This window comes from Mycolicibacterium novocastrense (assembly GCF_001499835.1).
Classification (GTDB): domain Bacteria; phylum Actinomycetota; class Actinomycetes; order Mycobacteriales; family Mycobacteriaceae; genus Mycobacterium; species Mycobacterium novocastrense.
The window spans coordinates 169,824-196,767 of record NZ_LQIH01000064.1; the positions used below are offsets into that span (position 1 = coordinate 169,824).

General features: G+C 66.2%; 22 protein-coding genes. 9 read left to right on the forward strand and 13 right to left on the reverse strand.

The genetic code is table 11. The features are described from left to right. The first annotated feature begins 98 nt into the window (after window positions 1-98). The 7 genes from tkt to AU072_RS25280 all read left to right on the forward strand — a co-directional run bounded on the left by tkt (window position 99) and on the right by AU072_RS25280 (window position 8,577). Window positions 99-2,192: a transketolase gene (tkt, locus tag AU072_RS25250; RefSeq protein WP_064416280.1), complete on the forward strand. Its 2,094-nt coding sequence runs from the start codon at window positions 99-101 to the stop codon at window positions 2,190-2,192. Between the two features lie 27 nt (window positions 2,193-2,219). Then, entirely contained in the window at window positions 2,220-3,338 is a 1,119-nt protein-coding gene (gene tal, locus AU072_RS25255) for a transaldolase (RefSeq protein WP_064416281.1), read from the forward strand. After that, entirely contained in the window at window positions 3,335-4,861 is a 1,527-nt protein-coding gene (gene zwf, locus AU072_RS25260) for a glucose-6-phosphate dehydrogenase (protein ID WP_064416282.1), read from the forward strand. The genes tal and zwf overlap by 4 nt, the downstream gene beginning before the upstream one ends. Further along, window positions 4,858-5,769: a glucose-6-phosphate dehydrogenase assembly protein OpcA gene (opcA, locus tag AU072_RS25265; RefSeq protein WP_064416327.1), complete on the forward strand. Its 912-nt coding sequence runs from the start codon at window positions 4,858-4,860 to the stop codon at window positions 5,767-5,769. The genes zwf and opcA overlap by 4 nt, the downstream gene beginning before the upstream one ends. Continuing rightward, window positions 5,766-6,503 carry a 6-phosphogluconolactonase gene (gene pgl, locus AU072_RS25270; RefSeq protein WP_064416283.1) on the forward strand — a complete coding sequence of 246 codons (738 nt, stop codon included), beginning with the start codon at window positions 5,766-5,768 and terminating at the stop codon, window positions 6,501-6,503. The genes opcA and pgl overlap by 4 nt, the downstream gene beginning before the upstream one ends. Before the next feature lie 54 nt (window positions 6,504-6,557). Continuing rightward, entirely contained in the window at window positions 6,558-7,994 is a 1,437-nt protein-coding gene (locus tag AU072_RS25275) for an HNH endonuclease signature motif containing protein (RefSeq protein ID WP_064416284.1), read from the forward strand. Between the two features lie 211 nt (window positions 7,995-8,205). Then, the gene (locus AU072_RS25280) at window positions 8,206-8,577 is read left to right on the forward strand and encodes a hypothetical protein (RefSeq protein ID WP_064416285.1); all 372 of its coding nucleotides are present in this window, start codon (window positions 8,206-8,208) and stop codon (window positions 8,575-8,577) included. 12 nt (window positions 8,578-8,589) lie between these two features. Here the strand turns inward: AU072_RS25280 and ppc are convergent, their stop codons facing one another. Continuing rightward, a complete protein-coding gene (gene ppc / locus AU072_RS25285; protein ID WP_064416286.1) occupies window positions 8,590-11,391 on the reverse strand; it encodes a phosphoenolpyruvate carboxylase in 2,802 nt (933 codons plus the stop codon). Between the two features lie 149 nt (window positions 11,392-11,540). On the opposite strand from ppc, the gene AU072_RS25290 reads away from it, so the two are divergent. After that, window positions 11,541-11,945 carry a hypothetical protein gene (locus AU072_RS25290; RefSeq protein ID WP_133147314.1) on the forward strand — a complete coding sequence of 135 codons (405 nt, stop codon included), beginning with the start codon at window positions 11,541-11,543 and terminating at the stop codon, window positions 11,943-11,945. Window positions 11,946-12,008: 63 nt separating this feature from the next. Here the strand turns inward: AU072_RS25290 and secG are convergent, their stop codons facing one another. Genes secG through gap form a run of 4 tightly spaced genes read right to left on the reverse strand, consistent with a single transcriptional unit; the run spans window position 12,009 to window position 15,339 of the window. Next, a complete protein-coding gene (secG, locus tag AU072_RS25295; RefSeq protein WP_019348649.1) occupies window positions 12,009-12,242 on the reverse strand; it encodes a preprotein translocase subunit SecG in 234 nt (77 codons plus the stop codon). Window positions 12,243-12,288: 46 nt separating this feature from the next. After that, window positions 12,289-13,074 (reverse strand): triose-phosphate isomerase, encoded by a 786-nt coding sequence (gene tpiA / locus AU072_RS25300; protein ID WP_064416288.1) that lies wholly within the window; start codon window positions 13,072-13,074, stop codon window positions 12,289-12,291. A gap of 15 nt (window positions 13,075-13,089) precedes the next feature. Next, window positions 13,090-14,313, reverse strand: coding sequence for a phosphoglycerate kinase (locus tag AU072_RS25305; protein WP_064416289.1), 1,224 nt, complete (start codon window positions 14,311-14,313; stop codon window positions 13,090-13,092). Between the two features lie 3 nt (window positions 14,314-14,316). Next, on the reverse strand, window positions 14,317-15,339 hold the full coding sequence (gene gap / locus AU072_RS25310; RefSeq protein WP_064416290.1) for a type I glyceraldehyde-3-phosphate dehydrogenase: 1,023 nt from the start codon (window positions 15,337-15,339) through the stop codon (window positions 14,317-14,319). Between the two features lie 180 nt (window positions 15,340-15,519). Between gap and AU072_RS25315 the strand changes: the two genes are divergently transcribed. Next, window positions 15,520-15,894, forward strand: coding sequence for a hypothetical protein (locus AU072_RS25315; RefSeq protein ID WP_064416291.1), 375 nt, complete (start codon window positions 15,520-15,522; stop codon window positions 15,892-15,894). A gap of 13 nt (window positions 15,895-15,907) precedes the next feature. Here AU072_RS25315 and AU072_RS25320 read toward each other — a convergent pair whose 3' ends face one another. The 8 genes from AU072_RS25320 to uvrC all read right to left on the reverse strand — a co-directional run bounded on the left by AU072_RS25320 (window position 15,908) and on the right by uvrC (window position 26,909). After that, window positions 15,908-16,630 carry an ABC transporter substrate-binding protein gene (locus AU072_RS25320; protein WP_064416292.1) on the reverse strand — a complete coding sequence of 241 codons (723 nt, stop codon included), beginning with the start codon at window positions 16,628-16,630 and terminating at the stop codon, window positions 15,908-15,910. 4 nt (window positions 16,631-16,634) lie between these two features. Then, complete coding sequence (locus AU072_RS25325; RefSeq protein WP_235629958.1) at window positions 16,635-19,262, reverse strand: ATP-binding protein; 2,628 nt, start codon at window positions 19,260-19,262, stop codon at window positions 16,635-16,637. Then, entirely contained in the window at window positions 19,259-21,289 is a 2,031-nt protein-coding gene (locus AU072_RS25330; protein ID WP_328586877.1) for an ATP-binding protein, read from the reverse strand. The genes AU072_RS25325 and AU072_RS25330 overlap by 4 nt, the downstream gene beginning before the upstream one ends. A 61-nt stretch (window positions 21,290-21,350) precedes the next feature. Further along, window positions 21,351-21,923: an adenylate/guanylate cyclase domain-containing protein gene (locus AU072_RS28885; RefSeq protein ID WP_328586876.1), complete on the reverse strand. Its 573-nt coding sequence runs from the start codon at window positions 21,921-21,923 to the stop codon at window positions 21,351-21,353. 72 nt (window positions 21,924-21,995) lie between these two features. Further along, window positions 21,996-22,973, reverse strand: coding sequence for a DNA-binding protein WhiA (gene whiA, locus AU072_RS25335; RefSeq protein WP_110765852.1), 978 nt, complete (start codon window positions 22,971-22,973; stop codon window positions 21,996-21,998). Then, on the reverse strand, window positions 22,970-24,007 hold the full coding sequence (yvcK, locus tag AU072_RS25340; protein ID WP_064406055.1) for a uridine diphosphate-N-acetylglucosamine-binding protein YvcK: 1,038 nt from the start codon (window positions 24,005-24,007) through the stop codon (window positions 22,970-22,972). Before yvcK ends, whiA begins: the two co-directional genes overlap by 4 nt. Then, complete coding sequence (rapZ, locus tag AU072_RS25345) at window positions 24,004-24,918, reverse strand: RNase adapter RapZ (protein ID WP_064406053.1); 915 nt, start codon at window positions 24,916-24,918, stop codon at window positions 24,004-24,006. Before rapZ ends, yvcK begins: the two co-directional genes overlap by 4 nt. After that, a complete protein-coding gene (gene uvrC / locus AU072_RS25350) occupies window positions 24,915-26,909 on the reverse strand; it encodes an excinuclease ABC subunit UvrC (RefSeq protein ID WP_064416293.1) in 1,995 nt (664 codons plus the stop codon). The genes rapZ and uvrC overlap by 4 nt, the downstream gene beginning before the upstream one ends. Between the last annotated feature and the right edge of the window lie 35 nt (window positions 26,910-26,944).

Here is a 26,944-nt window from a genome sequence, read left to right on the forward strand (position 1 = left end):
GGCATCTCGCCCCAGCGGCCTGCATTGCGCGACCATCCCGCACTAGGGTGGTTGAACGTGCAGCTGAGAAATGCTCTATGCCGACCAGGAGTGCGCCTGTGACCACACTCGAAGAAATCTCCGCGCTGACCCGCCCGAATCACCCCGAGGACTGGACCGAGGTGGACTCGGCGGCGGTCGACACCGTCCGCGTGCTGGCGGCCGACGCGGTGCAGAAGGTCGGCAACGGCCATCCCGGAACCGCGATGAGCCTGGCGCCGCTGGCCTACACGCTGTTCCAACGTCAGATGCGTCACGACCCCAGCGATGTGCACTGGCTCGGCCGCGACCGCTTCGTGCTGTCTGCCGGCCATTCCAGCCTGACTCTGTACATCCAGCTCTATCTCGGCGGATTCGGGCTGGAGTTGGACGACATCAAAGCCCTGCGGACGTTCAAGTCCAAGACCCCGGGCCATCCGGAGTTCCGCCACACCGACGGCGTGGAGATCACCACCGGTCCGCTTGGACAGGGCCTGGCCTCCGCGGTCGGCATGGCGATGGCCTCGCGCTACGAGCGCGGGTTGTTCGACCCCGACACTCCCTGGGGTGAGAGCCCGTTCGACCACTACATCTATGTGATCGCCTCCGACGGCGACATCGAAGAGGGCATCACCAGCGAGGCGTCCTCGCTGGCGGGCACCCAGCAGCTCGGCAACCTGATCGTGTTCTACGACAAGAACCAGATCTCGATCGAACACGACACCAACATCGCGCTGTCCGAAGACGTCGCCGCCCGCTACCGGGCCTACGGCTGGCACGTGCAGGAGGTGGAGGGCGGCGAGAACGTCGTCGGCATAGAAGAAGCCGTGCGGGCCGCCAAGGCGGTGACCGACAAACCGTCGTTCATCGCGCTGCGCACGATCATCGGCTACCCGGCCCCCAACAAGATGAACACCGGCGACGTGCATGGTTCGGCGCTGGGCGAGGACGAGGTCGCGGCGACCAAGAAGATCCTCGGCTTCGACCCCGACAAGACCTTCGAGGTGCGGCCGGAGGTCATCGAGCACACCCGCAAGCTGGTGGATCGCGGCAAGGAGGCACACGCCAAGTGGCAGACCGACTTCGACGCGTGGGCCGAGCGTGAGCCCGAGCGCAAGGAGCTGCTGGACCGGCTGCTGGCTCAGAAACTTCCCGACGGCTGGGATTCGGACCTGACCCACTGGGAGCCGGGTTCCAAGCCGTTGGCCACCCGCGCCGCGTTCGGCCAGGTGCTCAACGACGTCGCCCCGAAGCTGCCCGAATTGTGGGGTGGTTCGGCGGACCTCGCGGGAAGTAACAACACCACCATCAAGGGGGTGAACTCGTTTGGCCCGCCGTCGATCTCGACGGACGATTTCACGGCGGACTGGTACGGCCGGGTGCTGCACTTCGGTGTGCGCGAACACGCGATGGGCGCGATCCTGTCGGGCATCGTGCTGCACGGCCCGACCCGCGCGTTCGGCGGCACGTTCCTGCAGTTCTCCGATTACATGCGGCCGGCCGTGCGGCTCGCATCGCTGATGGACATCGACACCATCTACATCTGGACCCATGACTCGATCGGTCTCGGCGAGGACGGCCCGACGCACCAGCCGATCGAACACCTCGCGGCGCTGCGCGCGATCCCGAACCTGTCCGTGGTCCGACCGGGCGATCCCAACGAAACGGCGTACGCGTGGCGCAGCATCATCGCCCGCGGAAACGGCAGCGGTCCGGTCGGTTTCATCCTGACGCGCCAGGGCATCCCGGTTCTGGAGGGCACCGACGCCGACGGGGTGGCCCGCGGCGGCTACGTCCTCGGCGGCGGCAACCCCGCCGACGACGCGGACGTGATCATCATCGCGACGGGTTCGGAACTACAGCTGGCGGTGGAGGCGAGAAAGCAGTTGGCGGAAAAGGACATCACGGCCTACGTGGTGTCGATGCCGTGCGTGGAGTGGTTCGAGTCGCAACCGCGCGAGTACCGCGATTCGGTTCTGCCTCCGAGCGTTTCAGCGCGCGTGGCGGTCGAAGCGGCCGTCGCGCAGAGCTGGTACAAGCTCGTCGGCGACACCGGGGAGATCGTCTCGATCGAGCACTACGGCGAGTCCGCCGATCACAAGACGTTGTTCCGTGAGTTCGGGTTCACTCCCGAGGCTGTGGTGGCCGCCGCGGAGCGATCGATAGACAACTGAGGTCGAAACGCTAGGAAAGGCACAGCTATGGCTCAGAATCCGAATCTCGCGGCATTGTCCGAGGCAGGCGTGTCGGTGTGGCTCGACGATCTGTCGCGCGACCGACTGCAGACGGGAAATCTCCAGGAGCTCATCGACACCAAGAGTGTCGTCGGGGTGACCACCAACCCGTCGATCTTCCAGGCCGCACTGTCCAAGGGACACGCTTACGACGAACAGGTCAACGAGCTGGCCGAGCGTGGCGCGGACGTGGACGCCACGATCCGCACCGTGACCACCGACGACGTCCGCAACGCGTGCGACGTATTGGCCAAGCAGTACGAGCTCTCCGACGGCGTCGACGGCCGGGTGTCGATCGAGGTGGACCCGCGGGTCGCGCACGACACAGACAAGACGATCCTGCAAGCGATCGATCTGTGGAAGACCGTCGACCGGCCCAACCTGCTGATCAAGATCCCCGCGACGATGGCCGGCCTACCCGCGATCACCGCGGTGATCGCCGAGGGCATTTCGGTCAACGTCACGTTGATCTTCTCCGTGGAGCGCCACCGACTGGTGATGGACGCCTACCTCGAAGGCCTCGAGAAGGCCAAGGAGGCGGGCCACGACCTGTCCAAGATCCATTCGGTCGCTTCGTTCTTCGTGTCCCGCGTGGACACCGAGATCGACAAGCGATTGGACAAGATCGGAACGCAGGAGGCGCTGGATCTGCGGGGTAAGGCCGGTGTGGCCAACGCGCGACTCGCCTACGCCGCCTATGAGGAGGTGTTCGTCGGCGGCAAGCGCTACGAAGCGCTCAAGGGCGACGGCGCCCGTGTGCAACGTCCGCTGTGGGCCTCCACCGGGGTGAAGAATCCCGAGTACTCGGACACCTTGTACGTCACCGAGTTGGTCGCCCCGAACACGGTCAACACCATGCCGGAGAAGACGATCGACGCCGTCGCCGAGCACGGCGTGATCACCGGCGACACGGTAACCGGCACGGCCGACGAATCGCAGGCGCTCTTCGACAAGTTGGCCGCCGTCGGTATCGACCTGCCCGACGTGTTCCGCCTCCTCGAGGACGAGGGTGTGGAGAAATTCGAGAAGTCGTGGCTCGAGTTGCTCGAGGCGACGCAGGAACAGCTCAACGCCGCCAAGAAATGACGGACTGGGTGAATCCGCTTCGCGACAAGCGCGACAAGCGGATGCCCCGGATCGCGGGGCCCTGCGGGATCGTCATCTTCGGTGTCACCGGTGACTTGTCGCGCAAGAAGCTGATGCCGGCGATCTACGACTTGGCCAACCGTGGCCTGCTGCCTCCGTCTTTCTCGTTGATCGGATTCGCCCGAAGGGACTGGGCCGACGAGGATTTCGGTCAAGTGGTCTACGAGGCGGTGAAGAAGCACGCCCGCACGCCGTTTCGGCAGGAGGTGTGGGATCGGCTGGCCGAGGGATTCCGGTTCGTTCAGGGCACTTTCGACGACGACGCGGCATTCGGCCGTCTTGCCGAGACGCTCGAGAAACTCGACGCCGAACGCGGAACGGGTGGAAATCACGTTTTCTACCTGTCCATTCCCCCGAACGCGTTCCAGCCGGTGTGCGAGCAGCTGCACAAGTCCGGTTTGGCGAACCCGCAGGAGGGCCGCTGGAGCCGCGTGGTGATCGAGAAGCCGTTCGGCCACGACCTGGAGAGTGCGCAGGAACTCAACGAGGTCGTCAACAGCGTGTTCCCCGAGGAGTCGGTGTTCCGCATCGACCACTACCTCGGCAAGGAGACGGTGCAGAACATCCTCGCGCTGCGGTTCGCCAACGAACTGTACGAGCCGATCTGGAACAACAACTACGTCGACAGTGTGCAGATCACGATGGCCGAGGACATCGGGCTCGGCGGCCGCGGAGGTTATTACGACGGGGTCGGCGCCGCGCGCGACGTCATCCAGAATCATCTCCTGCAACTGCTGGCCCTGACCGCCATGGAGGAGCCGGTCAGCTTCGGTCCGAAGGAACTGCAGATCGAGAAGATCAAGGTGTTCTCGGCCACGCGGCCGATGCAGCCGCTCGATCAGACCACCGCACGCGGGCAGTACGCGTCGGGCTGGCAGGGCAGCGAGAAAGTGGTGGGGCTGCTCGAAGAAGAAGGCTTTTCGAAGGATTCGAAGACCGAGACCTATGCGGCCATCGCGCTGGAGGTCGACACTCGGCGGTGGGCCGGTGTGCCGTTCTTCCTGCGCACCGGAAAACGGTTGGGGCGCAGAGTGACCGAGATCGCGCTGATCTTCAAGCGGGCGCCGCACCTGCCCTTCGACAAGACCATGACCGAGGAACTCGGCCAGAACGCACTGGTGATCAGGGTTCAACCGGACGAGGGCATCACGACCCGATTCGGGTCCAAGGTGCCCGGCAGCGCGATGGAGGTCCGCGACGTCAACATGGACTTCTCCTACGGGTCGGCGTTCGCCGAGGACTCCCCCGAAGCCTATGAGCGGCTGATCCTCGACGTGCTGCTCGGTGAACCCTCGCTGTTCCCGGTGAACAGGGAGGTCGAATTGTCCTGGGAGATCCTCGATCCCGTGCTGGACTACTGGGCCGCGCATGGCAAGCCTGAGGCGTACGAGTCGGGCACCTGGGGTCCGGCCTCGGCCGACGAGATGTTGCATCGCATGGGCCGGGAATGGAGGCGGCCGTGATCGTCGACCTGCCGAACACCAACACGAACGACATCAACAAGAAAATCACCGGCCTTCGCGAGGAGGGCGGCGCGATCACCCTGAGCCGGGTGCTCACCCTGGTGGTCTCGCTCGATTCCGATGAGCTGCTCGAAGAATCCATCGAAGCCGCTAACTTCGCCAGTCGCGAGCACCCCTGCCGGGTGATCATCGTGGTGCCCGGGGATCGTGACGCCGACGATGCCCGGCTGGACGCGCAGCTTCGCGTCGGCGGGGATGCCGGCGCCGGAGAGATCGTCGGGCTGCGCCTGCACGGTGAGCTCGCCGATCATGCGAGCGCCGTGGTGCTGCCCTTCTTGTTGCCCGATACCCCGGTCGTGGCGTGGTGGCCGGCAGGCGGGCCGGCGGTGCCCGCCGAGGATCCGTTGGGCCGGTTGGCGATTCGCCGGATAACCAACGCGACGCAATGCTCTGATCCGCTGAGCGCGATCAAAGGGCGACTTGCCGGCTACACCGCCGGAGACACCGACCTGTGTTGGGCGCGGATCACGTACTGGCGGGCCCTGCTGGCCGCCGCCGTCGATCAGGAGCCGCACGCGCCGATCGCGTCCGCGGTGGTGTCGGGTCTACGCGACGAGCCGTCACTCGACGTGCTGGCGGGTTGGCTCGCCGCTCGGATCGACGGTCCGGTGCACCGACAGGTGGGCGAGTTGAAAGTCGAGCTGATCCGCGACGGTGAGACCATCACTTTGCGTCGGCCGCAGGACGGCGTCACCGCGACGCTGAGTCGCACCAGCCGGCCCGAGGCCCGAATCCCGTTGGCGCGCAGGGAGGCCAAGGAGTGCCTGGCCGAGGATCTGCGCAGGCTCGACCCCGACGAGATCTATCACGAGGCCCTGCAGGGAATCGACAAGGTGCAATACGCATGAGCGCGACCATCGAGCGTCATCCCGACACCGCAACGTTGGTGGCGGCCGCGGGTGATCGACTTGTCGCGGCGATGGTCGCGGCCATCGACAAGCGCGGGTCGGCGCACATCGTGCTCACGGGCGGGGGCACCGGTACCGGGCTGTTGAGGCGCGTGGCGGAGAAGGGCGCCGAGATCGACTGGGCGAAGGTGCATCTCTACTGGGGTGATGATCGCTTCGTGCCGGCCGACGATGACGAGCGCAACTACAAGCAGGCCCGAGAGGCGCTGCTGGACCACGTGAGCATCCCGGCCGGGAACGTGCACCCGATGGCCGCCAGCGGCGCGGAATTCGGCGACGACCTCCACGCTGCCGCGGCGGCATACGAGCAGGTGCTGGCCGCCAACGCCGAGGGCGGCGAGCCGGCCCCGAACTTCGACGTGCATCTTCTGGGGATGGGCGGCGAGGGCCACATCAACTCGCTGTTCCCCCACACCGCCGCGGTGCGTGAGACCGAGCGGCTGGTGGTCGGTGTCGAGGACTCCCCCAAGCCGCCGCCGCGCCGGATCACGTTGACGCTGCCCGCGGTTCGACGATCGCGGGAGGTGTGGCTGGTGGTCTCGGGTGACGGAAAGGCCGACGCGGTCGCAGCGGCAATTGGCGGTGCTGATGCCGACGACGTGCCAGCGGCGGGTGCGGTGGGGCGCGAGGCGACCGTGTGGTTACTCGACGAGCCCGCGGCAAGCAAGCTCTGACCCTCTGCCCCTGAGCACCGCGACTTGTCAGGGTGCGCGGGTAGTATCGAACACATGTTCGAAGCAGTCGATGATGCGGCGGTGGTTGACACCATCGCTGCGTCATCGCGCGAACAGAGCGCAGCTTGTGGCCGCGAGCTGATGGCCATCGGTGAGCTCTATGCCCGCCGCGCCCCGGATGACGACGATGAACGGACGAACTGGGCGATCGACGGCCACGCCAATGTGGTCGCCGAGATCGCGGCGGCACTGAACATCAGCCGGGGGCGAGCGGCCAGTCGCCTGCACTACGCCATCGACCTCCGCGAGCGCTTGCCCAAGGTCGCCGAGGTCTTCGCGAGCGGACAGATCGACTTTCGGATGATGACCGCCCTGGTCAACCGCAGCTCCAATGTCCAGGACGACGATCGCCTCGCCCGGCTCGACGCGGCGTTCGCGAAATGGTCGCCCAAATGGATGAAGTTGTCCGGGCCGAAGCTGCACGAGCGCATCGACATGTGGGTGGAGAAGTTCGACCCGGACGGGGTTCGGGAACCGAAGCCGCCCAGCGACGACCGATATGTCGAGGTCGGTCCGATCAGCCCAGGCATGGTCGGGGTCTGGGCCAAACTCGCCTTCGCCGACGGCGTGGCTTTCGACACGCGCATCGATGAGATTGCCGCAACGGTCTGTCGCGACGATCCGCGCACCGCTTCCCAACGCCGCGCGGACGCGATGGTGGCGATGAGCGCAGGGCAGATGCGGCTCCAGTGCGGCTGCGGCGCCGAGGACTGCCAGAACGGGGCCCCCAGCCGGCCTGCGAGCGAGGTCGTCGTCAATGTGATCGCCGAGCAGGCCACGATCGAGGGCCGGTCGGACAATCCGGGATACCTGCCAGGCTTCGGCGCGGTGCCCGCCTCGTTGTTGCGCGAGATGATCGCAACCGCGCGGGTGCGCCCCGTTCCGCTGCCCGAACCCTGCCCCGAGCAGGGCTACCGGCCGTCGGCGGCGTTAGCTCGTTTCATCCGATGGCGTGACCTGACGTGCCGCTTTCCCGGATGCGATGTAGCGGCATCTGCGTGCCAGATCGACCATACGGTCCCGTATCCAATGGGACCCACCCATCCGTCAAACTTGAAGCTGCTCTGCGGGTTTCACCATCTGCTGAAAACTTTCTGGTGCGGTGCCGACGGGTGGTCAGACCGACAACTCGCGGACGGCACCGTCATATGGACGGCGCCCAGCGGGCACACGTACACCACCACCCCCAGCGGTGCCGAGTTCTTCGAACAGCTGGGCCGCCCCACGGGCGATATCGTGGTCGCCCCGCACCCGGGTGGGCCAGACGATCTTCATCGCGGCGCGAAGATGCCAATCCGCAGGCGCACCCGCGCGGAGGACAAGGCATATCGGATCGCGCTGGAGCGGCAACACAACGCCGAGCGCATCGCTCGCAAAGAGCTACTCCTCGCCGAGCGACTCGCCAGAGACGATGAACCACCGCCGTTCTGACCAGCGTTCAGCCTGAGAGGGCCGAGAGATCATCGTTCTGTCCGTCGCGGAAGCCCGCGTCGTAGTCGGCCCTTGAGGTCGTGGTGTCCGATCCGACCATGACAATTCGCGGATCCATCGGGCACTGCCGAGAGGTGGTTTCTCCGTGGCTCACATGTGTTCAGACGCCGGGTTACGCCCAGCGGTTCCGACAGCCGTCATAATGGCCCTCATGGCAGACAAGGGTGGTAGGCCGGTGCGCACCGGACCGGAACGCATCAGGAAGCTCGCCCAGGCGGCGCTGAATGCCGACGTCACCGTCGAGCAGGTCGACACCATCCTCGAAGGGCTGAGCGAGACGCTCGAGGATCTCAACAGTTCCACCGCCAACCTCGATGCCACCCTGGAACGGTTCAACGAGACCATCAATCAGATCAACCAGCTCGCCCCCCGTCTGAACGCTGTGGTCGACCGTATGGAGGGCATAGTCGGGCGAGTGGAACGCATCGTCGGGCTCGGCGAGTCGGTGATCTCACCGCTCGCCGCGACCGAGCAGGTGGTGCGCGGGGCGGTGAACAAGGTGCGCCGCTCCACCGGTCTCTAGATCTCCTGCTGTCTAGCCGCTGTTGCGCAGTGCGCTCGCCAGCCCGCTCATCGTCAACAGGATTCCCCGCTGGACGAGTTCGTCGTCGTCGCCGGACCGATAGCGGCACAGTAACTCCACTTGCAGATGGTTCAGCGGTTCCAGGTACGGGAAGCGGTTGAACACCGAACGGGCCAGCGCCGGGTTGTCGGCCAACAGATCGTCCTGGCCGGTGATGAGCTTGTGCATCCGGATGGTGCGCTCATGCTCGTCGGCGATCTTGTCGAACACCCGCCGCCGCAACTCCTCGTCGTCGACCAGTTCGGAGTAGCGGGCCGCCAGCCCCAGATCGGATTTGGCCATGACCTGCGCCATGTTCGACAGCACGGTGCGGAAGAACGGCCAGCGCCGGTACAGGTCCCGCAACACCTCGACGCGGTCCTCCTCGGACTGCGGCCCCTCGGCGATCCACTCCTCGAAAGCCGTGCCGGTGCCGTACCAGCCGGGCAGCATCACCCGCGACTGGCTCCACGCCAGCACCCAGGGGATCGCCCGCAGATCGGCGATCGACGTCGTCGGCTTACGCGACGAAGGCCGGCTGCCGATGTTGAGCGCCCCGATCTCACTCACCGGCGTCGACGACTTGAAGTAGTCGACGAAACCGGGTGTCTCGTGGACCAATCCGGCGTATGCGCGCTGAGCGCGTGCGGCCAGATCGTCGAGCACCTCGTAGGCTGGGCCGGCCTCGTCGCCGAGGCCTTCCACGTCGAGCAGCGTGGCCTCCAACGTGGCGGCCAGCAGGGTCTCGAGGTTGCGGTACGCGGCTTGTGGTTCGGCGTATTTCGCCGCGATGACCTCGCCCTGTTCGGTGAGCCGCAGCGACCCGTTGACCGCGCCCGGCGGCTGGGCCAAGATGGCGTCGTAGCTCGGCCCGCCGCCTCGACCCACGGTGCCACCGCGACCGTGGAAGAGCCGCAACCGAATTCCGGTCTTACGTGCCGACTCCACCAGGTCGAGCTCTGCACGGTACAGCGCCCAGTTCGCCGCGAGGTAGCCGCCGTCCTTGTTGGAGTCGGAGTAGCCGAGCATCACCTCCTGGCTATCGCTGCGCACCGACACGATCGACCGGTACACCGGAAGATCCAGCGCCGCTTCGAGAATGGAGGATCCGCGCTGCAGATCGTCGATGGTCTCGAACAGCGGCACGATGCCGACGGGCGCGTACGGCCGCTCCCCCGACACGTCGAGCAGCCCGACCTCTTTGAGCAGGATCGCGGACTCCAACATGTCCGACACCGACTCGCACATCGAGATGATGTAGTTCGGCACCGCCCGCGACCCGAAGACTCGCACCGCCCGCGCGGCCGCCGCGACGATGTCGAGTTCTTTGCGGGCCAGCTCGGACAGTTCGGCGCCGGGCTTGACCAGCGGGCGCCGGGTCGACAGCTCGCCCGCGAGCAGTTCCACCCGGTCGGCCTCGGCCAGCGAGCCGTAGTCGGGGTGCACACCCGCCCACGCCAGCAGCTCGGCGACGACCTCCTCGTGCACGTCGGAGTTCTGCCGCATGTCGAGGCCGCAGAGGTGAAACCCGAACGTGCGCACCGCCTCCCGTAGCCGCGCCAGCCGGTCGTCGGCCAGCACCGCGCTGCCGTTGCTCCGCAGCGACTCAGCGACGGTGTCCAGGTCGGCGAGCAACTCGGCGGGCGACTCGTAGCGCTCGAGACCCAGATCGAGTTCGTGCTCGGGCTGCTCGTCGAGGGTCTCCTTCGCCGTCGACGTCAGCCGGGAGTGGATCACGCGTAGCGCTCGCCGGTAGGGTTCGTCGGCCCGTGCGGGTTCCTCGCAGCGGGCGGCCAATGCGTCGAGCCCCTCGCTGATCCGCACCAGCCGCGCCGACATCGACAGCTCCTCTTCCAGCGCGGTGATCTCGGCGAAGTAGTGGTCCAGCGCCGTGTAGGCGGCGCGGCCGGTCGCGAGCCGGACGACGTCGGCGGTGACGTTCGGGTTGCCGTCCCGGTCCCCGCCGATCCACGACCCGGGCCGCACGATCGGTTCGTCCAGCAGCCCGGCGTCGGGCCAACGAGCCTGCAGTTCGGTGCGCACATCGGCGTTCACTCGGGGGATGACTTCGAAGAACGCTGCCGGGTAATACCGCAGGCCCGTCTCGATCTCGTCCTGGATCTTCAAGCGCGACAACCGAACCAGCGCCGTCTGCCACAGCGTCAGGATGTGGCGGCGCAGCTCGAGCTCGATGTCGCGTCCATCGGCGTCGCTGCGCCCGTGCAGGCGTAAGCGCATCAGCTCGGTGATGCGGTGTTGGGTGTCGAAGACCGTGCGGCGCCTCGTCTCGGTCGGGTGCGCGGTGATCACCGGCGAAACCATCGCCCCGGCGAGGGCTTCGGCGACAGTGCCGGCATCGAGGTCGACGGCGTCGAGTTTGGCGTAGGTCGCGGCAAGGCTGCTGTTCTGCGGCGGCTCGCCCGCTTCGACATGGACTGCCCGGCGACGCTCCCGGTGAATGTCCTCAGCGACGTTGGCCAACAGGGCGAAGTGGGTGAAGGCGCGGATGACCGGGATCGCCTGACGGATGTCGATGCCGTTGAACATCCCCGCCAGTTCCGCGCGGTCGATCTCGGACCGGCGCACCCGGAACGACTCGACCCGGGCGCGCTCGACGAGGTCGAACACCTCGTCGCCGTTCTGCTCACGCACGGTGTCGCCGAGTATCGCTCCGAGAAGGCGAATGTCTTCGCGCATCGGCTCGGTGGCGTCACGACCCACCTTGGTCCGCTGGACTGCGCCGATCGGTTCCAGCGCATCGGGAAGTTCGGCCATGCGCTCAGTATCGCCGTCGCGGTCGGGGTCTGCGCGACGGGAACTCCCGGCACCGCTGAGAGCGCGCAAGAAAAATGTCCGAAACCGACACCACGGAGCAATTCCGGCGCACGCTTGGTACATCACACACCCTCGTCAGAGGACCGACGATGACCGATTCACCTCCACTTCTGCATCGACTCATGATTGCCGGCTGTGCCGGCGCCTTTCTTGCACTGAGCTGGCCTGCCAGCGCGGCCGCTGCGCCCGACGACGGCACGTGGGACGTCGAGCAGTACGACAATTGCATGAAGCAGACTGTCCGCAACGCCGACCTGTGCTGCGTCGACTCGGGCGGCGTGCCGACCAGTGACCCGAACGACACCCAGTCCGACGGATCACCGAACTGCTATGCCCCGCCTGCACAGGCGCAGCAAGCGGAGCAACAGCCGGCCGCCCCGATGGGGCCCGGCGCGGTCCGGGGAGACCTGCCCGTCCTTCAGCTGCCGCCGGCTCCGCCGGCTCAACCGCAGCAACCGGTGGCCCCCATGCCGCCGCGCGTACTCGCGCCCTAGCACTGGGAAGCCCGCACGCGGGCAAGGGGTTCGGCAACGTCTACGACGGCCGTGCGCTCGGCGTCAGCTGTACTTGATCAGCAGGGCCACGCCGACGATCGAGACGAGCCAGATTCCGGTGACGAACAGCGTCAACCGGTCGAGGTTCTTCTCCACCACCGTCGAACCCGACAGGCTGGACTGAACGCCGCCGCCGAACAGCGTGGACAGGCCGCCGCCCTTGGCGCGATGCAGCAGCACCAGGAGCACGACCAGGACGCTGGTCACTACCAGGGTGATCTGCAGGGCCAATTCCATGGGCGCAAGACTACCTAATCGTCGGCGGCGCTCACCAATCGGCGCGCTACGGCAAGGGCCCGCCGGCCGCGATGGCCGACAGCGTGGCGAACTGCTCACCGTCGAGGGAGGCACCGCCGACGAGGGCTCCGTCGATGTCCTCCTGCGCGACGATGTCGCCGACGTTCTTGGCGTTGACCGACCCGCCGTACAGCACCCGGACACCGGCGGCCACCTGCGGCGTCGCCAGCTTGCCCAGCTCGTCGCGAATCGCCTTGCAGACCTCCTGCGCGTCCGCCGCGCTGGCCACCCGGCCGGTGCCGATGGCCCACACCGGCTCGTAGGCGATCACGGCCTGGCCGATCTGTTCGGCCGACAGGCCCGCCAGCGACCCGCGCAGCGACTCGACGTTGTGCTCGACGTGGTTACCTGCCTCGCGGACTTCGAGTTGCTCACCGATGCAGATGATCGGCACCAGCCCGTGCCGGAAGGCCGCCGCCGCCTTGGCCGCCACGAGGGCGTCGTCCTCGTGGTGGTAGGTGCGCCGTTCGGAGTGCCCGACGACGACGAAGGTGCATCCCAGCTTGGCCAGGAACGCGCCGCTGATGTCGCCGGTGTAGGCGCCCGAATCGTGCTGCGAGAGATCCTGGGCGCCGTAGGTCAGCAACAGCTTGTCGCCGTCGACGAGGGTCTGCACGCTGCGTAGGTCGGTGAACGGCGGAATCACCGTCACATCGACCTTGTCGAAGTACTTCGCAGGCAACGCGAACGCGATCTTCTGCACCAGCGCGATCGCCTCGAAGTGGTTGAGGTTCATCTTCCAGTTGCCGGCGATCAGCGGCTTACGGCTCACGATTCTCCAGACCTCTCACTGTTCCAATACGGCGATACCGGGCAGCTTTTTGCCTTCAAGGTATTCCAGCGAGGCCCCACCCCCGGTCGAAATGTGGGAGAAGCCGTCTTCGTCGAGACCGAGCTGACGAACCGCCGCGGCGGAATCGCCGCCGCCGACGACGCTGAATCCGCCCTTGGCGGTCGCGGCGATGATCGCCTCGGCGACGCCCTTGGTGCCCGCCGCGAACGCCGGGAACTCGAAGACGCCCATCGGTCCGTTCCAGAACACGGTCTTGGCGTTGGACAGCAGCGTGGTGAACCGCTCGACCGACCCCGGCCCGATGTCGAGACCCATCTTGTCGTCGGGAATCTTGTCGGCGGCGACGACCTCGGCCGTCGCGTCCGCAGCGAACTTGTCGGCCACCACGATGTCAACCGGCACGTGGATCACGTCGGCGTAGGTGTCGAGAAGCTTGCGGCACGTTTCGATCATGCCTTCCTCCAGCAGCGAGGAGCCGACCGAAACGCCTTGTGAGGCAAGGAAGGTGAAGCACATGCCACCGCCGATGATCAGGCTGTCGGCCTTCTCGGCAAGCGATTCGATGACCGCCAGCTTGTCCGACACCTTGGACCCGCCGAGCACCACCGCATACGGCCGGTCGGTCGAGGTGGTCAGCTGCTCGAGTACCTTGACCTCCGCGGCCACCAACGTGCCCGCATAGTGCGGGAGCAGCGTCGCGACGTCGTACACCGACGCCTGCTTGCGGTGCACCACCCCGAAACCGTCGGAGACGAAAGCCCCGTCCTCGCCGACGAGTTCGACGAGCTGCTTGGCCAACGCCATCCGTTCGCCATCGTCCTTGCTGGTCTCGCGCGGGTCGAAGCGGATGTTCTCCAGCAGCAGGATGTCGCCGTCGGTCAATCCCTCGGCACGGGCGAGCGCGTCGGTTCCGACGACATCACCGGCCAGCTGAACATGGCGACCGAGCTGCTCCCCCAACGCCTTCGCCACCGGAGCAAGCGACAGCTTCGGATCGGGCCCGCCCTTGGGCCGACCGAGATGCGCTGTGACGATCACCTTGGCGCCGGCATCGGAGAGTGCCTTCAGCGTGGGCACAGACGCGGTGATACGACCCGGGTCGGTGATGTTGCCCTCATCGTCGAGCGGGACGTTGAGGTCCGAGCGAACGAGCACTCCCCGATCCGAAACACCTTCTGCGAGAAGGTCTTCCAGAGTCTTGATGGAAGACGAAGCCACGGCTTACAGCGACTTGCCGACGAGCGCGACCAGGTCGACCAGCCGGTTGGAGTAGCCCCACTCGTTGTCGTACCAGGACACGGTCTTGGCCTGGTTGTCGATCACCTTGGTCAGGCCGGCATCGAAGATCGAGCTGTGCGGGTCGGTGACGATGTCGCTGGAGACGATCGGTGCGTCGTAGTACTTCAGGATGCCCTTGAGCGGACCGTCCGCGGCGGCCTTGAACGCCGCGTTGATCTCGTCGGCGGTGGCGGACTTGGACAGCTCGGCGGTCAGGTCGGTGCACGACCCCGTGGGGATCGGCACACGCAGCGCGTAGCCGTCGAGCTTGCCCTTCAGCTCCGGGAGGACCAGGCCGATCGCCTTGGCGGCGCCGGTGGAGGTCGGGACGATGTTCAGCGCGGCGGCGCGGGCGCGGCGCAGGTCCTTGTGGGGGCCGTCCTGCAGGTTCTGGTCCTGCGTGTAGGCGTGGACCGTCGTCATCAGGCCCTTGACGATGCCGAACTCGTCGTTGAGCACCTTGGCCAGCGGGCCGAGGCAGTTCGTGGTGCACGAGGCGTTGGAGATGATGTTCTGGCTGCCGTCGTACTTGTCGTCGTTGACGCCGAGGACGATCGTGATGTCCTCATCGGTGGCGGGCGCGGAGATGATGACCTTCTTGGCGCCGGCGTCCAGGTGGCCCTGCGCCTTGTCCCGCTTGGTGAAGATGCCGGTGGACTCGACGACCACGTCGACCCCGAGATCGCCCCACGGAAGGGCCGCCGGGCCCTCCTTGACCTCGAGGGCCTTGATCTTCTGGTCACCGATGACGATGGTGTCGTCGCCCTCGAGACTGATCTCGGCGGGGAACCGGCCGAGGATCGAGTCGAACTTCAGCAGGTGCGCCAAGCTGGCGTTGTCGGTGAGGTCGTTGACGGCAACGATCTCGATGTCGGTGCTCTTGCCCTCGGCCTTCTGCGCGGCGAGCGCCCGGTAGAAGTTGCGCCCGATGCGGCCGAAGCCGTTAACGCCTACCCGGATGGTCACTGGTCTCTCCCTTAGTTGCCTCAACGTGTAGTGCTCGACCGCCAGCCTAGTGGTGTGATAGCGGCCACGTGTCACCTGGTCAGCCAGGATCAGCCGACATCGCCGATGCAGGACGCTTGGGCGGCGATTTCGTGACTTTGGTCCCTGCCGGCCAGCAGCCGGCGCCTCGATACTCGGACCATGAAGGTCGATCATCAGCTCGCCCCCTCGGACGAGGATCGGCACGCGGCAGCGGTGAAGCGTGCCGCTGAGCTCCGTGAACTCTCCCTCCGCCTGTCGGCAGGCGAGCAGGTCGACTCAGCTGATGTCGACCGCGCCGTGTTGCGCGCGCACGAAGCCCATGCCCGCGCGCGTACGGCGCATCTCGCCGCCGCCGAGCGCCATAGGCTCGCGGCCGAGGCGCATGAGCGTGCCGCCCAGGTGCACCGACGTGCGGCGGCCGAGGGTATCGGCGATGTCGCCACCCATTTGAGCGCCGTCGCGGTCCATGAAGCCGCCCGCGACGCCGACTATGCCGGCGCCGAGGTGGCCCTGCGAATGGCACGCAAGGAGTAGCTGCCGCCAGGGGTCACAGCGCCGCGAGATTCTGGTCGGCGTATGGGTTGCCGAGCCATTTCCGGCGAATCCGCTGGAGCGTGCCATCGGCTTCCAACTCGGCTTGCGCGACGGTGAGCCGCCCGAGAAGCGTTTGATCATCGAGCGGGACGGCGATCGCGATGTCCTCGACGGTGATCCCGCGCTGGACGACCTGCACGCCGGGAGTGTCCCTGACCAGTTCGGTGAGCACCGGCGCGAGCTTCATTAAGGCATCGCAGTCACCGGTGGAAAGGTCGGCCAACGCATCGCGAACCGCGGCGTACTCGTAGACGTGGACCGCGCCGGCCTTGCCCTCCGCGACGAGCCGTTCGGCGATCGGCTGGCTGGTGTTGCCGCGTTGCACGCCGATGGTCAGGCCCGCCAAGTCGTCGACGGAGGTGACGCGAGGGTGCCGGCGGGTGTCGACGGCCAACGCCTGGCCGGAGATGAGGTACGGCGGCAGAAACGACGCCTTCTTCTCCCGTTCCGGTGTGACGGTGGTTCCGGCGGCGACACAGTCATATTCCGATCCCAGCCCGTCGAAGACGCCGTCGAAGTCGTCGCCGCGGTACGGCACGAGTTCGACTGTTGCACCGATCTTCTCGCCTAGTGCTTGCATCAGGTCGATGTCGAGGCCACCGTCGTCGGAGATGCCCCCGACCATGGAATTGAAGGGCGGATCGGGTTCGGCCACGCCGACTCTGAGCGTCTCCATGGGTTCACCGTAGTTGTTGCAACTGCGCCCGGGCGTTTTCGATCTGCTCGTAAGCGTAGGTCGCGATCGCCGATGTGGTCATGGCCGCAGCCCTCTCGGCGAGTAGCTCGAAAGCTTCGTGCCCGAGCGCGTCCCGCAAGCGGATGATGAGGTCCGTGAGTTCCGGGTAGAGCGCCAGCGTCATCTGGCTGAGCGCCGCGAAACCGGCCAGCGTCGCTGCGGGCTCCCGTTGACCGAGTCTCTCAAGGAGCATGGCCAGGCTCGCGAGCGGTGGGTGATAGAACGCGACGCTGCCCGCATTCTGATAGTTGCGCAGCGCGAAGGTCATGTGGTCGAGTGCTGCGGCCGGGTCACCGTATTCGACTTCCAGACCCGCCAGCAGGTGCGCCAAATGCGATTCATTGAATCGATTGGCGCTGTCGCGGGCGACGTCGAGACCGCTACGGAGAAGTTCGAGTGCGCGGACGGGGTCCGAGGGGCGGTAGGCCAAGCCGCAACCGAGGTAGGCATACGAAAGTACCCATGGATTCCCCGTAGCGTGGGCGGCCGAGATCAGCCCGACGCCGGCTGCGATCGCCTCCTCATGGCGACCGACCATCGCCAGGGAATTCACAAGCGCGGCACGGTTGAGGGCTTGCTTACCGCGACCCCGTTCGAGATAGGTGCGGCACCACTCGACGGCCCGCTCGGGTCTGCCCGTCGTCAGATACGCCCCACCGGCGAGGCCAGCGAGCCCGAACGGCACCGCGTCCCGCCCGTTGCGAATAGCAACTTCGATGGTTCCGATGTAGTCGAGGGCCGCCTCCACACGCCCGGACATGTAACACACAGAAGCGATCTGACAGAGGTACTGCAGCCTGGGATGGTCGACCGCGCGGGCAGCCTCGATCAGCTCCTCCGCCCAGGAGATGGGTTCATAGTTCTCGGCGAGGAAGCCGACCAGCCCGGCGTACGTAGCGAGCGCCGCAGCGACGTCGAGGTCGCCGTGGTCGGCCGCCCAACGAAAGGCTATGCGCAGATTCGCGAACTCGGTGGTGAACCACCCGTAAGCTTCGCGTTGCCGCGGACTGTCCCACAGAGCCATCACCGCGTCCTCGCAGCCGGCGAAGTAGCCGGCATGAAGTGCTCGGACTTCCTCTGCGGCACCGCAAGTGACGAGTTGTTCTTCGGCGAATTGACGAATGGTCTCCAGCATCGAGTAGCGGGTCCGCCCCGCTGAGCGATCCGCCACGAGCAACGACTTGCGAACCAGAGCGCCGAGGCGATCGAGGACAACGTAGTCGTCGGTTTGATCCGGTTCCGCGACCGCACAGGCACTTTGGAGGTCGAATCCGCCCGCGAACACCGAACAGCGGGCCAAGAGCCGCTTCTCCGCCTCGTCGAGCAGGTCGAAGGACCACGACACCGCGTGTCGGAGCGTCTGGTGGCGTTCCAACCCGCGACGGGCGCCGACGAGTAGCTTGAATCGGTGGTCAAGGCGGTCGCGCACCTCGGTCGCGGTCATCGACGCCATCCTGGCCGCAGCCAGCTCGATCGCCAAGGGAATCCCATCGAGGCGGACACAGATCTCTTCGACTGCGGCGGATTCGTCGGTGAGCGATATTTGTGATCGCTCTTCGAACAGAGCCATGGCAGAAGCGACTTCGAGAGACGGAAGGCGCCACAGGCGCTCATCGGCGAGCCCCAACCCCTCGCGGCTTGTCGCCAGGATCTTCACCGTAGGCGTGCGTGTGAGGATCCTCTCAACCAGATCCGCCACGGCGTCCACCACGTGCTCACAATTGTCGAATACCAACAGCTGCACCCTGCCGTCCAAGGCGTCCGCCAGGGACTCGCCAACGGTTTTCCCGGCCTGCGGGCCGACGCCGAGGACCGCGGCGACAGCATCGGGCACGGCCCTCGGGTCGGTCACGTTAGCCAATTCGAGAACCCATACACCGTCCGGGAATTCACCGACCAGGTGCGCCGCGACTTCGAGTGCCACCCGGGTCTTGCCAACCCCTCCAACGCCGGTCAGGGTGAGCAGGCGATGCTGTCGCAATGCGGTTTCGACCCCCGCGACTTCGGACTCGCGCCCGATCAAACTCGTGCTCGGGGCTCTCAGATTTCCCACGTCTGCGTCTTCAGTTCGCAGCGGCGGGAACTGATCGCGCAGACCCGCCGCCTGAACCTGATGGAGAGTGATCGGTGCCGAGACGTCCCGCAACCGCCGCTGACCGAGATTCAACAATTCGATGTTGCCGAGCAGAACCGCCGTCGACTCGGCCACCAGGATCTGCCCACCATGCCCGGCCGCCATCACCCGTGCCGCGCGGTTGAGCACCGTGCCGAAGTAGTCGCCGTCACGAAGTTCCGCCTCTCCGGTGGCGATACCCATCCGCACCGGCAACTTCAACTCGCGCTGCGCGTCGACGGCTGCCTCGACGGCGGCGGTCGGCGACGCGAACGCGGCGGCAACACCGTCCCCGCTGTGACTGAACAGAAACCCTTCGTGCGCCTCGATCGCCGTTCGCAGACACTTGTCGTGTGCCGCCAGCGCCGCCTGCATCGCGACTGGGTCGGACTCCCACCGACGAGTCGAACCCTCGACATCCGTGAACAGGAACGTCACGACGCCCGACGGTGCATTCACGCTGATTGGTCGAGTTCTGCTCGGAGCCGAGCTATTTGATCGTAGGCGTAGGCCGCGATCTCGGCAGTCGTCAAGGCTTTGCCCGTACCGGCAAGCGCTTCATACGTGCCCTCATCGAGAGCGTCACGCAAGGAATCCGTCGCGGCTTTGAACTCTGGAATGACAGCCAAGGCAAGCGCGTTGCCCGCGAAACCAGAGATCACGGCCGCCGGCTCGTATCGTCCCAGACGTCCGAACAGCGAAGCGCGAATGGCCAGCGGGGTGCAGATACTACTGGTGTTGCCGGAGTCGTGATATGAGCGGATCGCCAGCGTGATGTGGTCCAAGGCCGAACTCATGTCGCCCTGCTCGACCTCGAGTCTGGCCAGACCGACCGCCGGTATCGACTCGTTGAAGCGGACACCGTTGTCCCGGGCGATCTCTAAACTTCGCCGTAAGACGGCGATAGCGCGTGCCGGGTCTGTCGTACTGATCGCGAAGCCACAGGCACTCAACGCGAACGAAACCATGAACGGGTTGTGGGTGCCCTCGGCATCTTCGACGAGGCCGTTCGCAGCTCTTATAGCCCGGTCGTAGGCACCGGAGAACACCAGGCCGAAAATCTCACTACCCCTGATGAACACATTGGCGTCTTGTCGGCGTGCAAGTTGGGCACGGCAAGATTCCGCCCACTTACCGGCCTCGCCCACGGCAAGATTCGCCGAGCCGAGCCAGTTCTCGATTCCGTACGGTAGCGGGCTGCGGTTCTTCTCGAGGATCACCCGACCGAGCCGGTCGTACTCGAACGCTTCCTCAATCCGCCCGGCCATCCAACATACGGACGCTGTAACACAGAGATGTGGCAGCAGCGGATGATCGATGTCGTTCGCTGGCCCGATGAGCTCTTCAGTCCAGGCGACCGGCTCGTAGTTCGCCACGCAGAAACCGATCAGTGCGGCGTGAGTGGCGATCGTGGCGGCCGTGTCGAGATCATTTCGGCCCGAGCTCAAGCGAAACGCTGTGCGCAGGTTGGCGAGCTCCTTGAACAACCAGTCATAGGCCTCGCGTTGGCGGGGGCTGTCCCACAACGCCGTGATGTCGGCGACCCGTTGAGCGAAGTAGTGGGCATGGGCGGTTCGAACCTCAGTTGCTTCAGCGGAAATTGCGAGTACTTCCGCGGCGAATTGGCGAATGGTTTCGAGCATGTGATACCGAATTCGTTTCGCAGACCGGTCCGCGACGAGCAAGGACTTGCGCACCAGCGCGTCAAGTCCATCGAGGACAGCGTAATCATCGGCTTCATCGAATCCAGCCACTGCGCAAGCACTTTCCAGATCGAAACCGCCCGTGAACACCGAACATCGGACCAGGATTGACTTTTCGTTCTCCGACAGGAGGTCAAACGACCAGGCGACCGCGTGACGCAGCGTTTGATGCCGACGAGACCCGCGTCGTGATCCCACTAGCAGCCGGAACCTGTGATCGAGGCGGTCACGCACTTCGGTCGCCGTCATCGAGGCCATCCGCGAACCGGCCAGTTCGATCGCGAGGGGGATCCCGTCGAGACGTCCACAAATCTCTGCGACCGCGTCCGCCTCGTCCCGCATCGAGAAATGGGGTGCAGCCGCGCGGGCGCGCTCAGCGAACAGGGTCGCTGCCGGCGACTCGGCCCCAGCATCGACGGCCAACGCAGGAACCGGCCAGATCTGTTCGCTTTCGACGCCCAGCCCCTCCCGGCTGGTGGCAAGTACTCGCACTGTCGTCGATTGGGTGAGTACTGCCTCAACGACCTCAGCTGCGGCGTCGAGCACGTGCTCACAGTTGTCGATTACCCACAGCCTGTTCCGGCCTTCTTGCGCCGCGGCCATCGTTTGCGTCACGGTTCTTCCAGGTTGCTGCGTGATACCTAAGACTGCGGCCATCGCGTCAGGTACCGCGGACGGATCAGAAACGGCCGCGAGCTCAAAAACCCAGATGCCATCCGGGAATTCATCGATCATGCGGCTGGCGGCCTCAAAACCCAAGCGGGTCTTTCCGACACCGCCCATCCCGGTCAACGTGACGAGGCGATGGGCCCGTATGGCATTCTGGACGTCGAGAAGCTCCGACTCACGCCCGATGAAGCTGGTCGTATGTGCGCGCAGATTCCCGTGACTCGCGTCCACTGTCCGTGGGGCCGGAAACGCGGTCTGTAGCCCCTGTGCGTGGACCTGAAACAGCGTCACCGGAACTGAAACGTCGCGCAGCCGCTGCGGGCCAAGGGTCACGAGTTCCACGCCGCCGAGAAGAACCCGCCGTCGACTCCGCGACGAGGATCTGTCCACCGTGACCGGCCGCCATCACCCGTGCCGCGCGGTTGAGCACCGTCCCGAAGTAGTCACCATCCCGCAACTCGGCCTCACCGGTCGCGATACCCATCCGCACCGGCAACTCCAACTCGCGCTGGGCGTCGACGGCGGCCTCGACCGCGGCGCTCGGTGACGCGAACGCGGCAGCAAGACCATCACCACTGTGGCTGAACACGAATCCGTCATGCGCCTCGATGGCGGACCGCAACACCTTGTCATGGCAAGCAAGCGCGACCCGCATGGCATCCGCGTCGGACTCCCACCGACGAGTGGAACCCTCGATGTCGGTGAACAGGAACGTCACGACTCCGGTGGGCGTATCACCCGCGGACACAAATGAAGTGTCGGCCGAGTGGCCGCTTGTCACACGCTTTTCGCCGAAATGGCTGCTGTGTGGCGAATCGAGTTAGGCGTCCTCGAGCAGGTCCGGGGTGACGGCCGCCTCGGTGTCGGGAATGCCGTCTTGTTTGGCCTTGCGATCGGCCATGGACAGCAACCGCCGAATGCGGCCCGCCACAGCGTCCTTCGTCATCGGCGGATCGGCGAGCCGGCCCAACTCCTCCAACGACGCCTGCCGGTGCTCGACGCGCAACTTGCCGGCGGCGGCGAGATGGTCGGGCACCGTATCGCCGAGGATCTCCAGCGCCCGTTCCACGCGTGCGGCCGCGGCGACCGCCGCCCGGGCCGAGCGACGCAGGTTGGCGTCATCGAAGTTGGCCAGCCGATTGGCGGTGGCCCGGACCTCGCGCCGCATCCTGCGCTCTTCCCATGTCAGCCGGGTGTCCTGCGCCCCCATCCGCGTCAACAGCGCACCGATCGCCTCACCGTCGCGCACCACCACCCGGTCGGTACCGCGCACCTCGCGTGCTTTCGCGCTCACCCCCAGCCTGCGGGCGGCGCCGACAAGTGCCAGCGCGGCCTCCGGACCCGGACAGCTGACTTCCAACGCCGACGAGCGTCCCGGTTCGGTGAGCGATCCGTGCGCCAGAAATGCTCCGCGCCAGGCTGCTTCGGCGTCGGCCACGCTGCCGCCGACCACCTGTGCCGGCAGCCCACGCACCGGGCGGCCCCGCAGATCGAGCAGACCGGTCTGCCTGGCCAACGCCTCGCCGTCCTTGGCCACCCGCACCACGTACCGGGTGCTCTTGCGGATCCCGCTGGCCGATACGACGTGCACCGTGGCGTTGTAGCCGTACAGGTCGTAGATGTCTTTGCGCAGCCGCCGGGCGATGATGCCGAGATCGACCTCCGCCTCGACGACCACACGGCCCGAAACGATGTGCAGTCCGCCGGCGAACCGCAGCAGCGAGGCGACCTCAGCGCGCCGAGCACTGACCGAATTGACGATCAGCCGACTCAACTCATCCTTGACCTCGGCTGTCATCGCCACGGGTCGTCACCTCTCGGTCCATTCGCTGTCGACGTGGGCACTGCCGGCGCCGGAGCGGCGGCGCCGCGAAGACGCACACCTTCCAATGCCGCGGCCAAGCGCGCCGGGTCATGTAAAGGTGTACCAGGTCTGGATACGTCGGCAAACTGAACTTGAGCACGAAGGATGTTCGCGGTTCGACGCAGTTGCTCACGCTCACGCTCGCTGGGCACCCGGCTGGCGTCGACGATGATGTCGTGCACGCTGAAGTCGGGCGCATGCTGCGACAGCACGTGGATGTGTCGCTCGACCGAGAAGCCCGCCGTCTCCCCCGGTTCGGCCACCAGGTTGAGCACCAGAGCCCGCCGCGCCGCGGTCGCTTGTAGCGCCGCCGCGAGCTCGGGAACCAGCACATGCGGGATGACGCTGGTGAACCACGAGCCGGGGCCCAGCACCACCAGGTCCGCCGCCATGATCGCGTCCACGGCCTGTCGGGTGGCGGGCGGATCCCCGGGCAGCAGCCGCACGCGGCGGACCTTGCCCACGGTCGTCGCGATCGCCACCTGTCCGCGGATGACCCGGCTCATGCGGGGGTCGGATTCCAGACCCGCCACGTCGGCCTCGATGCCGAGCCCCATCGGGCACATCGGAAGCACGCGACCCTTCACGCCGAGGATGCGACCGAGTTCGTCGAGCGCGGCGACCGGGTCGGCCAGCACCTCGCTGAGACCCGCGAGAAGTAGGTTGCCGATCGGATGTCCGGCCAACGCCCCGCTGCCACCGAACCGGTGCTGAATGATCGTCGCCCACAGTCGGCCATGTGGACTGTCAGATGCCAACGCGGCCAACGCCATTCGAAGGTCACCCGGAGGCACGACATCCAGCTCGTTGCGCAGTCGGCCCGATGAACCGCCGTCGTCGGCGACCGTGACGATGGCCGTCACGTGCGGTGTCAGCCTGCGCGCCGCCGACAAGGTCGCATAGAGCCCGTGTCCACCACCGAGTGCAACGATGCGCACCGCGGCGAGCCGCGAATCAGATGAAGTCATTCGCGACCCAGATCCCGGTGCAACACCCGCACCGTCAGGTCATCACCGCCCTGCAGCTGCGCCGCCAGTGCCTCGGCGATCGCCACGCTTCGATGTTTGCCGCCGGTGCATCCGATGGCGACGGTCATATATCGCTTCCCCTCGCGGCGGTATCCGTCGATGACTACGTCGAGCAGCCGATGATAGGTCTCCAGGAAGTCGCCCGCACCGGGTTGCCCGAGAACATAGTCGCGGACCGCGGGATGCTGACCGCTGTGCGGGCGCAGGTCGTCCACCCAGTGCGGGTTCGGCAGGAACCGGACGTCCATCACGGTGTCGGCGTCCATCGGCAACCCGTACTTGTAGCCGAACGACTCGACCGTGACATTCGTGTGCGCGACGGTCTCGCCACCGAAGGCGCGTTCGATGCTCTCGCGCAGCGCGGGCACCGACAGCGAGGAGGTGTCGATCACCAGATCGGCCGACGCGCGCACCGGCGCCAACAACGCGCGTTCGGCCGCAATACCTTCTGCCAGAGTCTGATTGCCCTGGAGCGGATGACTCCGCCGGTTCTGTTCGTAGCGGCGCACCAGGCTCTCGTCAGAAGCGTCCAGGAACAGCACCCGCGGCGCGATGTTGCGGGTCGCGAGCTCGTTGCGCACCCAGTCCAGGTCTCCGGTGAAACCGCGCGAACGCACGTCCATCACCACCGCCAGCTGGGTGATCCGCGAACCGGCCGCCAGCCCCAACTCGACCATCTGCGCGATCAGTTCCGGCGGAAGGTTGTCGGCGACGTACCACCCCAGATCTTCGAGCACCTTGGCAGCGGTGCCCCGGCCCGCGCCCGAGAGGCCGGTGACCAGAACCACGTCGATACCGGAGTCGGCGTTGGCCTCGTCGCGAAGCTCCTCGTGCATTCCCTGGTCCGTCATCCCGATACCCTGCTCTGATCATCGTCGACGGCCGGCTCGGGCGCGTCGCTTTCGGGCGGTACGCCGAGCGCGTCGAGCACGGCGCGGGCGGTGGCGACACCGATGCCGGGTACCGCGGTGATCTCCTCGATCGACGCCTCCTTCAACCGGGCCACCGAACCGAAGTGGGTGACCAGTGCTTTCCGGCGATGCTCACCGAGCCCTCGAACCGAGTCAAGCGCCGAAGCGGTCATCCGCTTGGAACGCTTGCTGCGGTGATAGGCGATGGCGAACCGGTGCGCCTCGTCACGGACGCGCTGCAGAAGGTAGAGCCCTTCACTGTTGCGCGGCATGATCAGCGGGTCGGGCTCCGACGGAACCCACACCTCCTCCAGGCGCTTGGCCAAGCCGATCACGGCCACGTCGGTGATACCCAGTTCGTCGAGCACCGCCTGTGCGGCGTTGACCTGTGGCGCACCACCGTCGACCACGAACAGATTGGGCGGGTAGGCGAACTTTCGCGACTTCCCTTCCGCAGAAAGCTCTGTCGGATGCTGCACGTCGTGCAGGTGACGGTAGAACCGGCGCCTGGTCACCTCGGCGATCGACGCGACGTCGTCGGAACGGCCCTCGCCCGCGGCCTCACGGATCGCGTAGTGCCGGTAATCGGACTTGCGCGGTAAGCCGTCCTCGAAGACCACCAGCGAGGCCACCACATCGGTGCCCTGCACGTGGCTGATGTCGACGCACTCAATGCGCAACGGCGCCTCGGCCAGCCCCAACGCGTCCTGAATGCTCTGCAGCGCAGCGGTTCTCGCGGTGAAGTCACCGGCACGCTTGAGCTTGTGCTGGGCGAGCGCATCCTGCGCGTTGCGACGGACCGTCTCGGCGAGCGCGCGCTTGTCACCGCGCTGCGGCACGCGCAACGACACCCGAGAGCCGCGCAACTGGCTGAGCCAGGCCGCCAATTCGTCGGAGTTGCCGGGCAGGCACGGAACCAGCACCTGGCGCGGTACGGGATTGGTCGCCTCGTCGCCGCCGCTGTCACTGGCGCCACCCAGTTCGGCCTGATCGCCGTAGAACTGCGTCAGGAACTGTTCCACCAAGCGTTCCTGGCTTGATTCTCCGGGCTCCCCGGACTTTTCCACGATCCAGCCGCGCTGGCCGCGCACCCGGCCGCCGCGGACGTGGAAAACCTGCACCGCAGCTTCCAGTTCGTCGTCGGCGAATGCCACCACGTCGGCGTCGGTGCCGTCGCCGAACACCACCGCCTGTTTCTCCAGCGCCCGTTTGAGAGCGCCGATGTCGTCGCGCAGGCGTGCGGCCCTCTCGAAATCCAGTTGCTCGGCGGCCTGGTTCATCTGGTGTTCCAGGTCGCGGATCAACCGATCGGTCTTACCGGCGAGGAAGTCGCAGAAGTCGAGGACGATCTGGCGGTGCTCCTCGGCACTCACCCGACCGATGCAGGGAGCCGAACACTTGTCGATGTAGCCCAGCAGGCAGGGCCGATCGATTTGCCTGTGGCGCTTGAACACTCCTGCAGAACACGTGCGGGCCGGAAACACCCGCGTCAGGAGGTCGAGGGTTTCGCGGATCGCCCACGCATGCGAATAGGGTCCGAAGTACCGGACGCCCTTGCGCCGCGCCCCGCGGTACACCATCAGCCGCGGGTACTCCTCGTTGAGCGTGACCGCGAGCACCGGGTACGACTTGTCGTCTCGATACCTGATGTTGAATCGCGGATCGAACTCCTTGATCCAGTTGTATTCGAGCTGGAGCGCCTCGACTTCGGTGTTGACCACCGTCCACTCGACGCTGCCCGCCGACATCACCATCTGCCGGGTGCGCGGCGCCAGGTTGACGACGTCGGCGAAGTAGGAGTTCAGTCGGCTGCGCAGGCTCTTCGCCTTGCCGACGTAGATCACCCTGCCGTGCGGATCGCGGAATCGGTAGACGCCCGGTTCGACGGGGATCGACCCGGGAGCGGGTCGGTACGTCGATGGATCGGGCACGGAATCCAGGTTACTGCCGCGTTCCGACGGCCCCG

Bases quoted from the DNA above. Each gene is read 5' to 3' on its own strand.
- tal (WP_064416281.1), top strand. From the start codon at position 2,220: ATGGCTCAGAATCCGAATCTCGCGGCATTGTCCGAGGCAGGCGTGTCG.
- zwf (WP_064416282.1), top strand. From the start codon at position 3,335: ATGACGGACTGGGTGAATCCGCTTCGCGACAAGCGCGACAAGCGGATG.
- pgl (WP_064416283.1), top strand. From the start codon at position 5,766: ATGAGCGCGACCATCGAGCGTCATCCCGACACCGCAACGTTGGTGGCG.
- AU072_RS25275 (WP_064416284.1), top strand. From the start codon at position 6,558: ATGTTCGAAGCAGTCGATGATGCGGCGGTGGTTGACACCATCGCTGCG.
- AU072_RS25280 (WP_064416285.1), top strand. From the start codon at position 8,206: ATGGCAGACAAGGGTGGTAGGCCGGTGCGCACCGGACCGGAACGCATC.
- ppc (WP_064416286.1), bottom strand. From the start codon at position 11,391: ATGGCCGAACTTCCCGATGCGCTGGAACCGATCGGCGCAGTCCAGCGG.
- AU072_RS25290 (WP_133147314.1), top strand. From the start codon at position 11,541: ATGACCGATTCACCTCCACTTCTGCATCGACTCATGATTGCCGGCTGT.
- secG (WP_019348649.1), bottom strand. From the start codon at position 12,242: ATGGAATTGGCCCTGCAGATCACCCTGGTAGTGACCAGCGTCCTGGTC.
- AU072_RS25315 (WP_064416291.1), top strand. From the start codon at position 15,520: ATGAAGGTCGATCATCAGCTCGCCCCCTCGGACGAGGATCGGCACGCG.
- AU072_RS25320 (WP_064416292.1), bottom strand. From the start codon at position 16,630: ATGGAGACGCTCAGAGTCGGCGTGGCCGAACCCGATCCGCCCTTCAAT.
- AU072_RS25330 (WP_328586877.1), bottom strand. From the start codon at position 21,289: ATGGGCGGTGTCGGAAAGACCCGCTTGGGTTTTGAGGCCGCCAGCCGC.
- whiA (WP_110765852.1), bottom strand. From the start codon at position 22,973: ATGACAGCCGAGGTCAAGGATGAGTTGAGTCGGCTGATCGTCAATTCG.
- yvcK (WP_064406055.1), bottom strand. From the start codon at position 24,007: ATGACTTCATCTGATTCGCGGCTCGCCGCGGTGCGCATCGTTGCACTC.
- rapZ (WP_064406053.1), bottom strand. From the start codon at position 24,918: ATGACGGACCAGGGAATGCACGAGGAGCTTCGCGACGAGGCCAACGCC.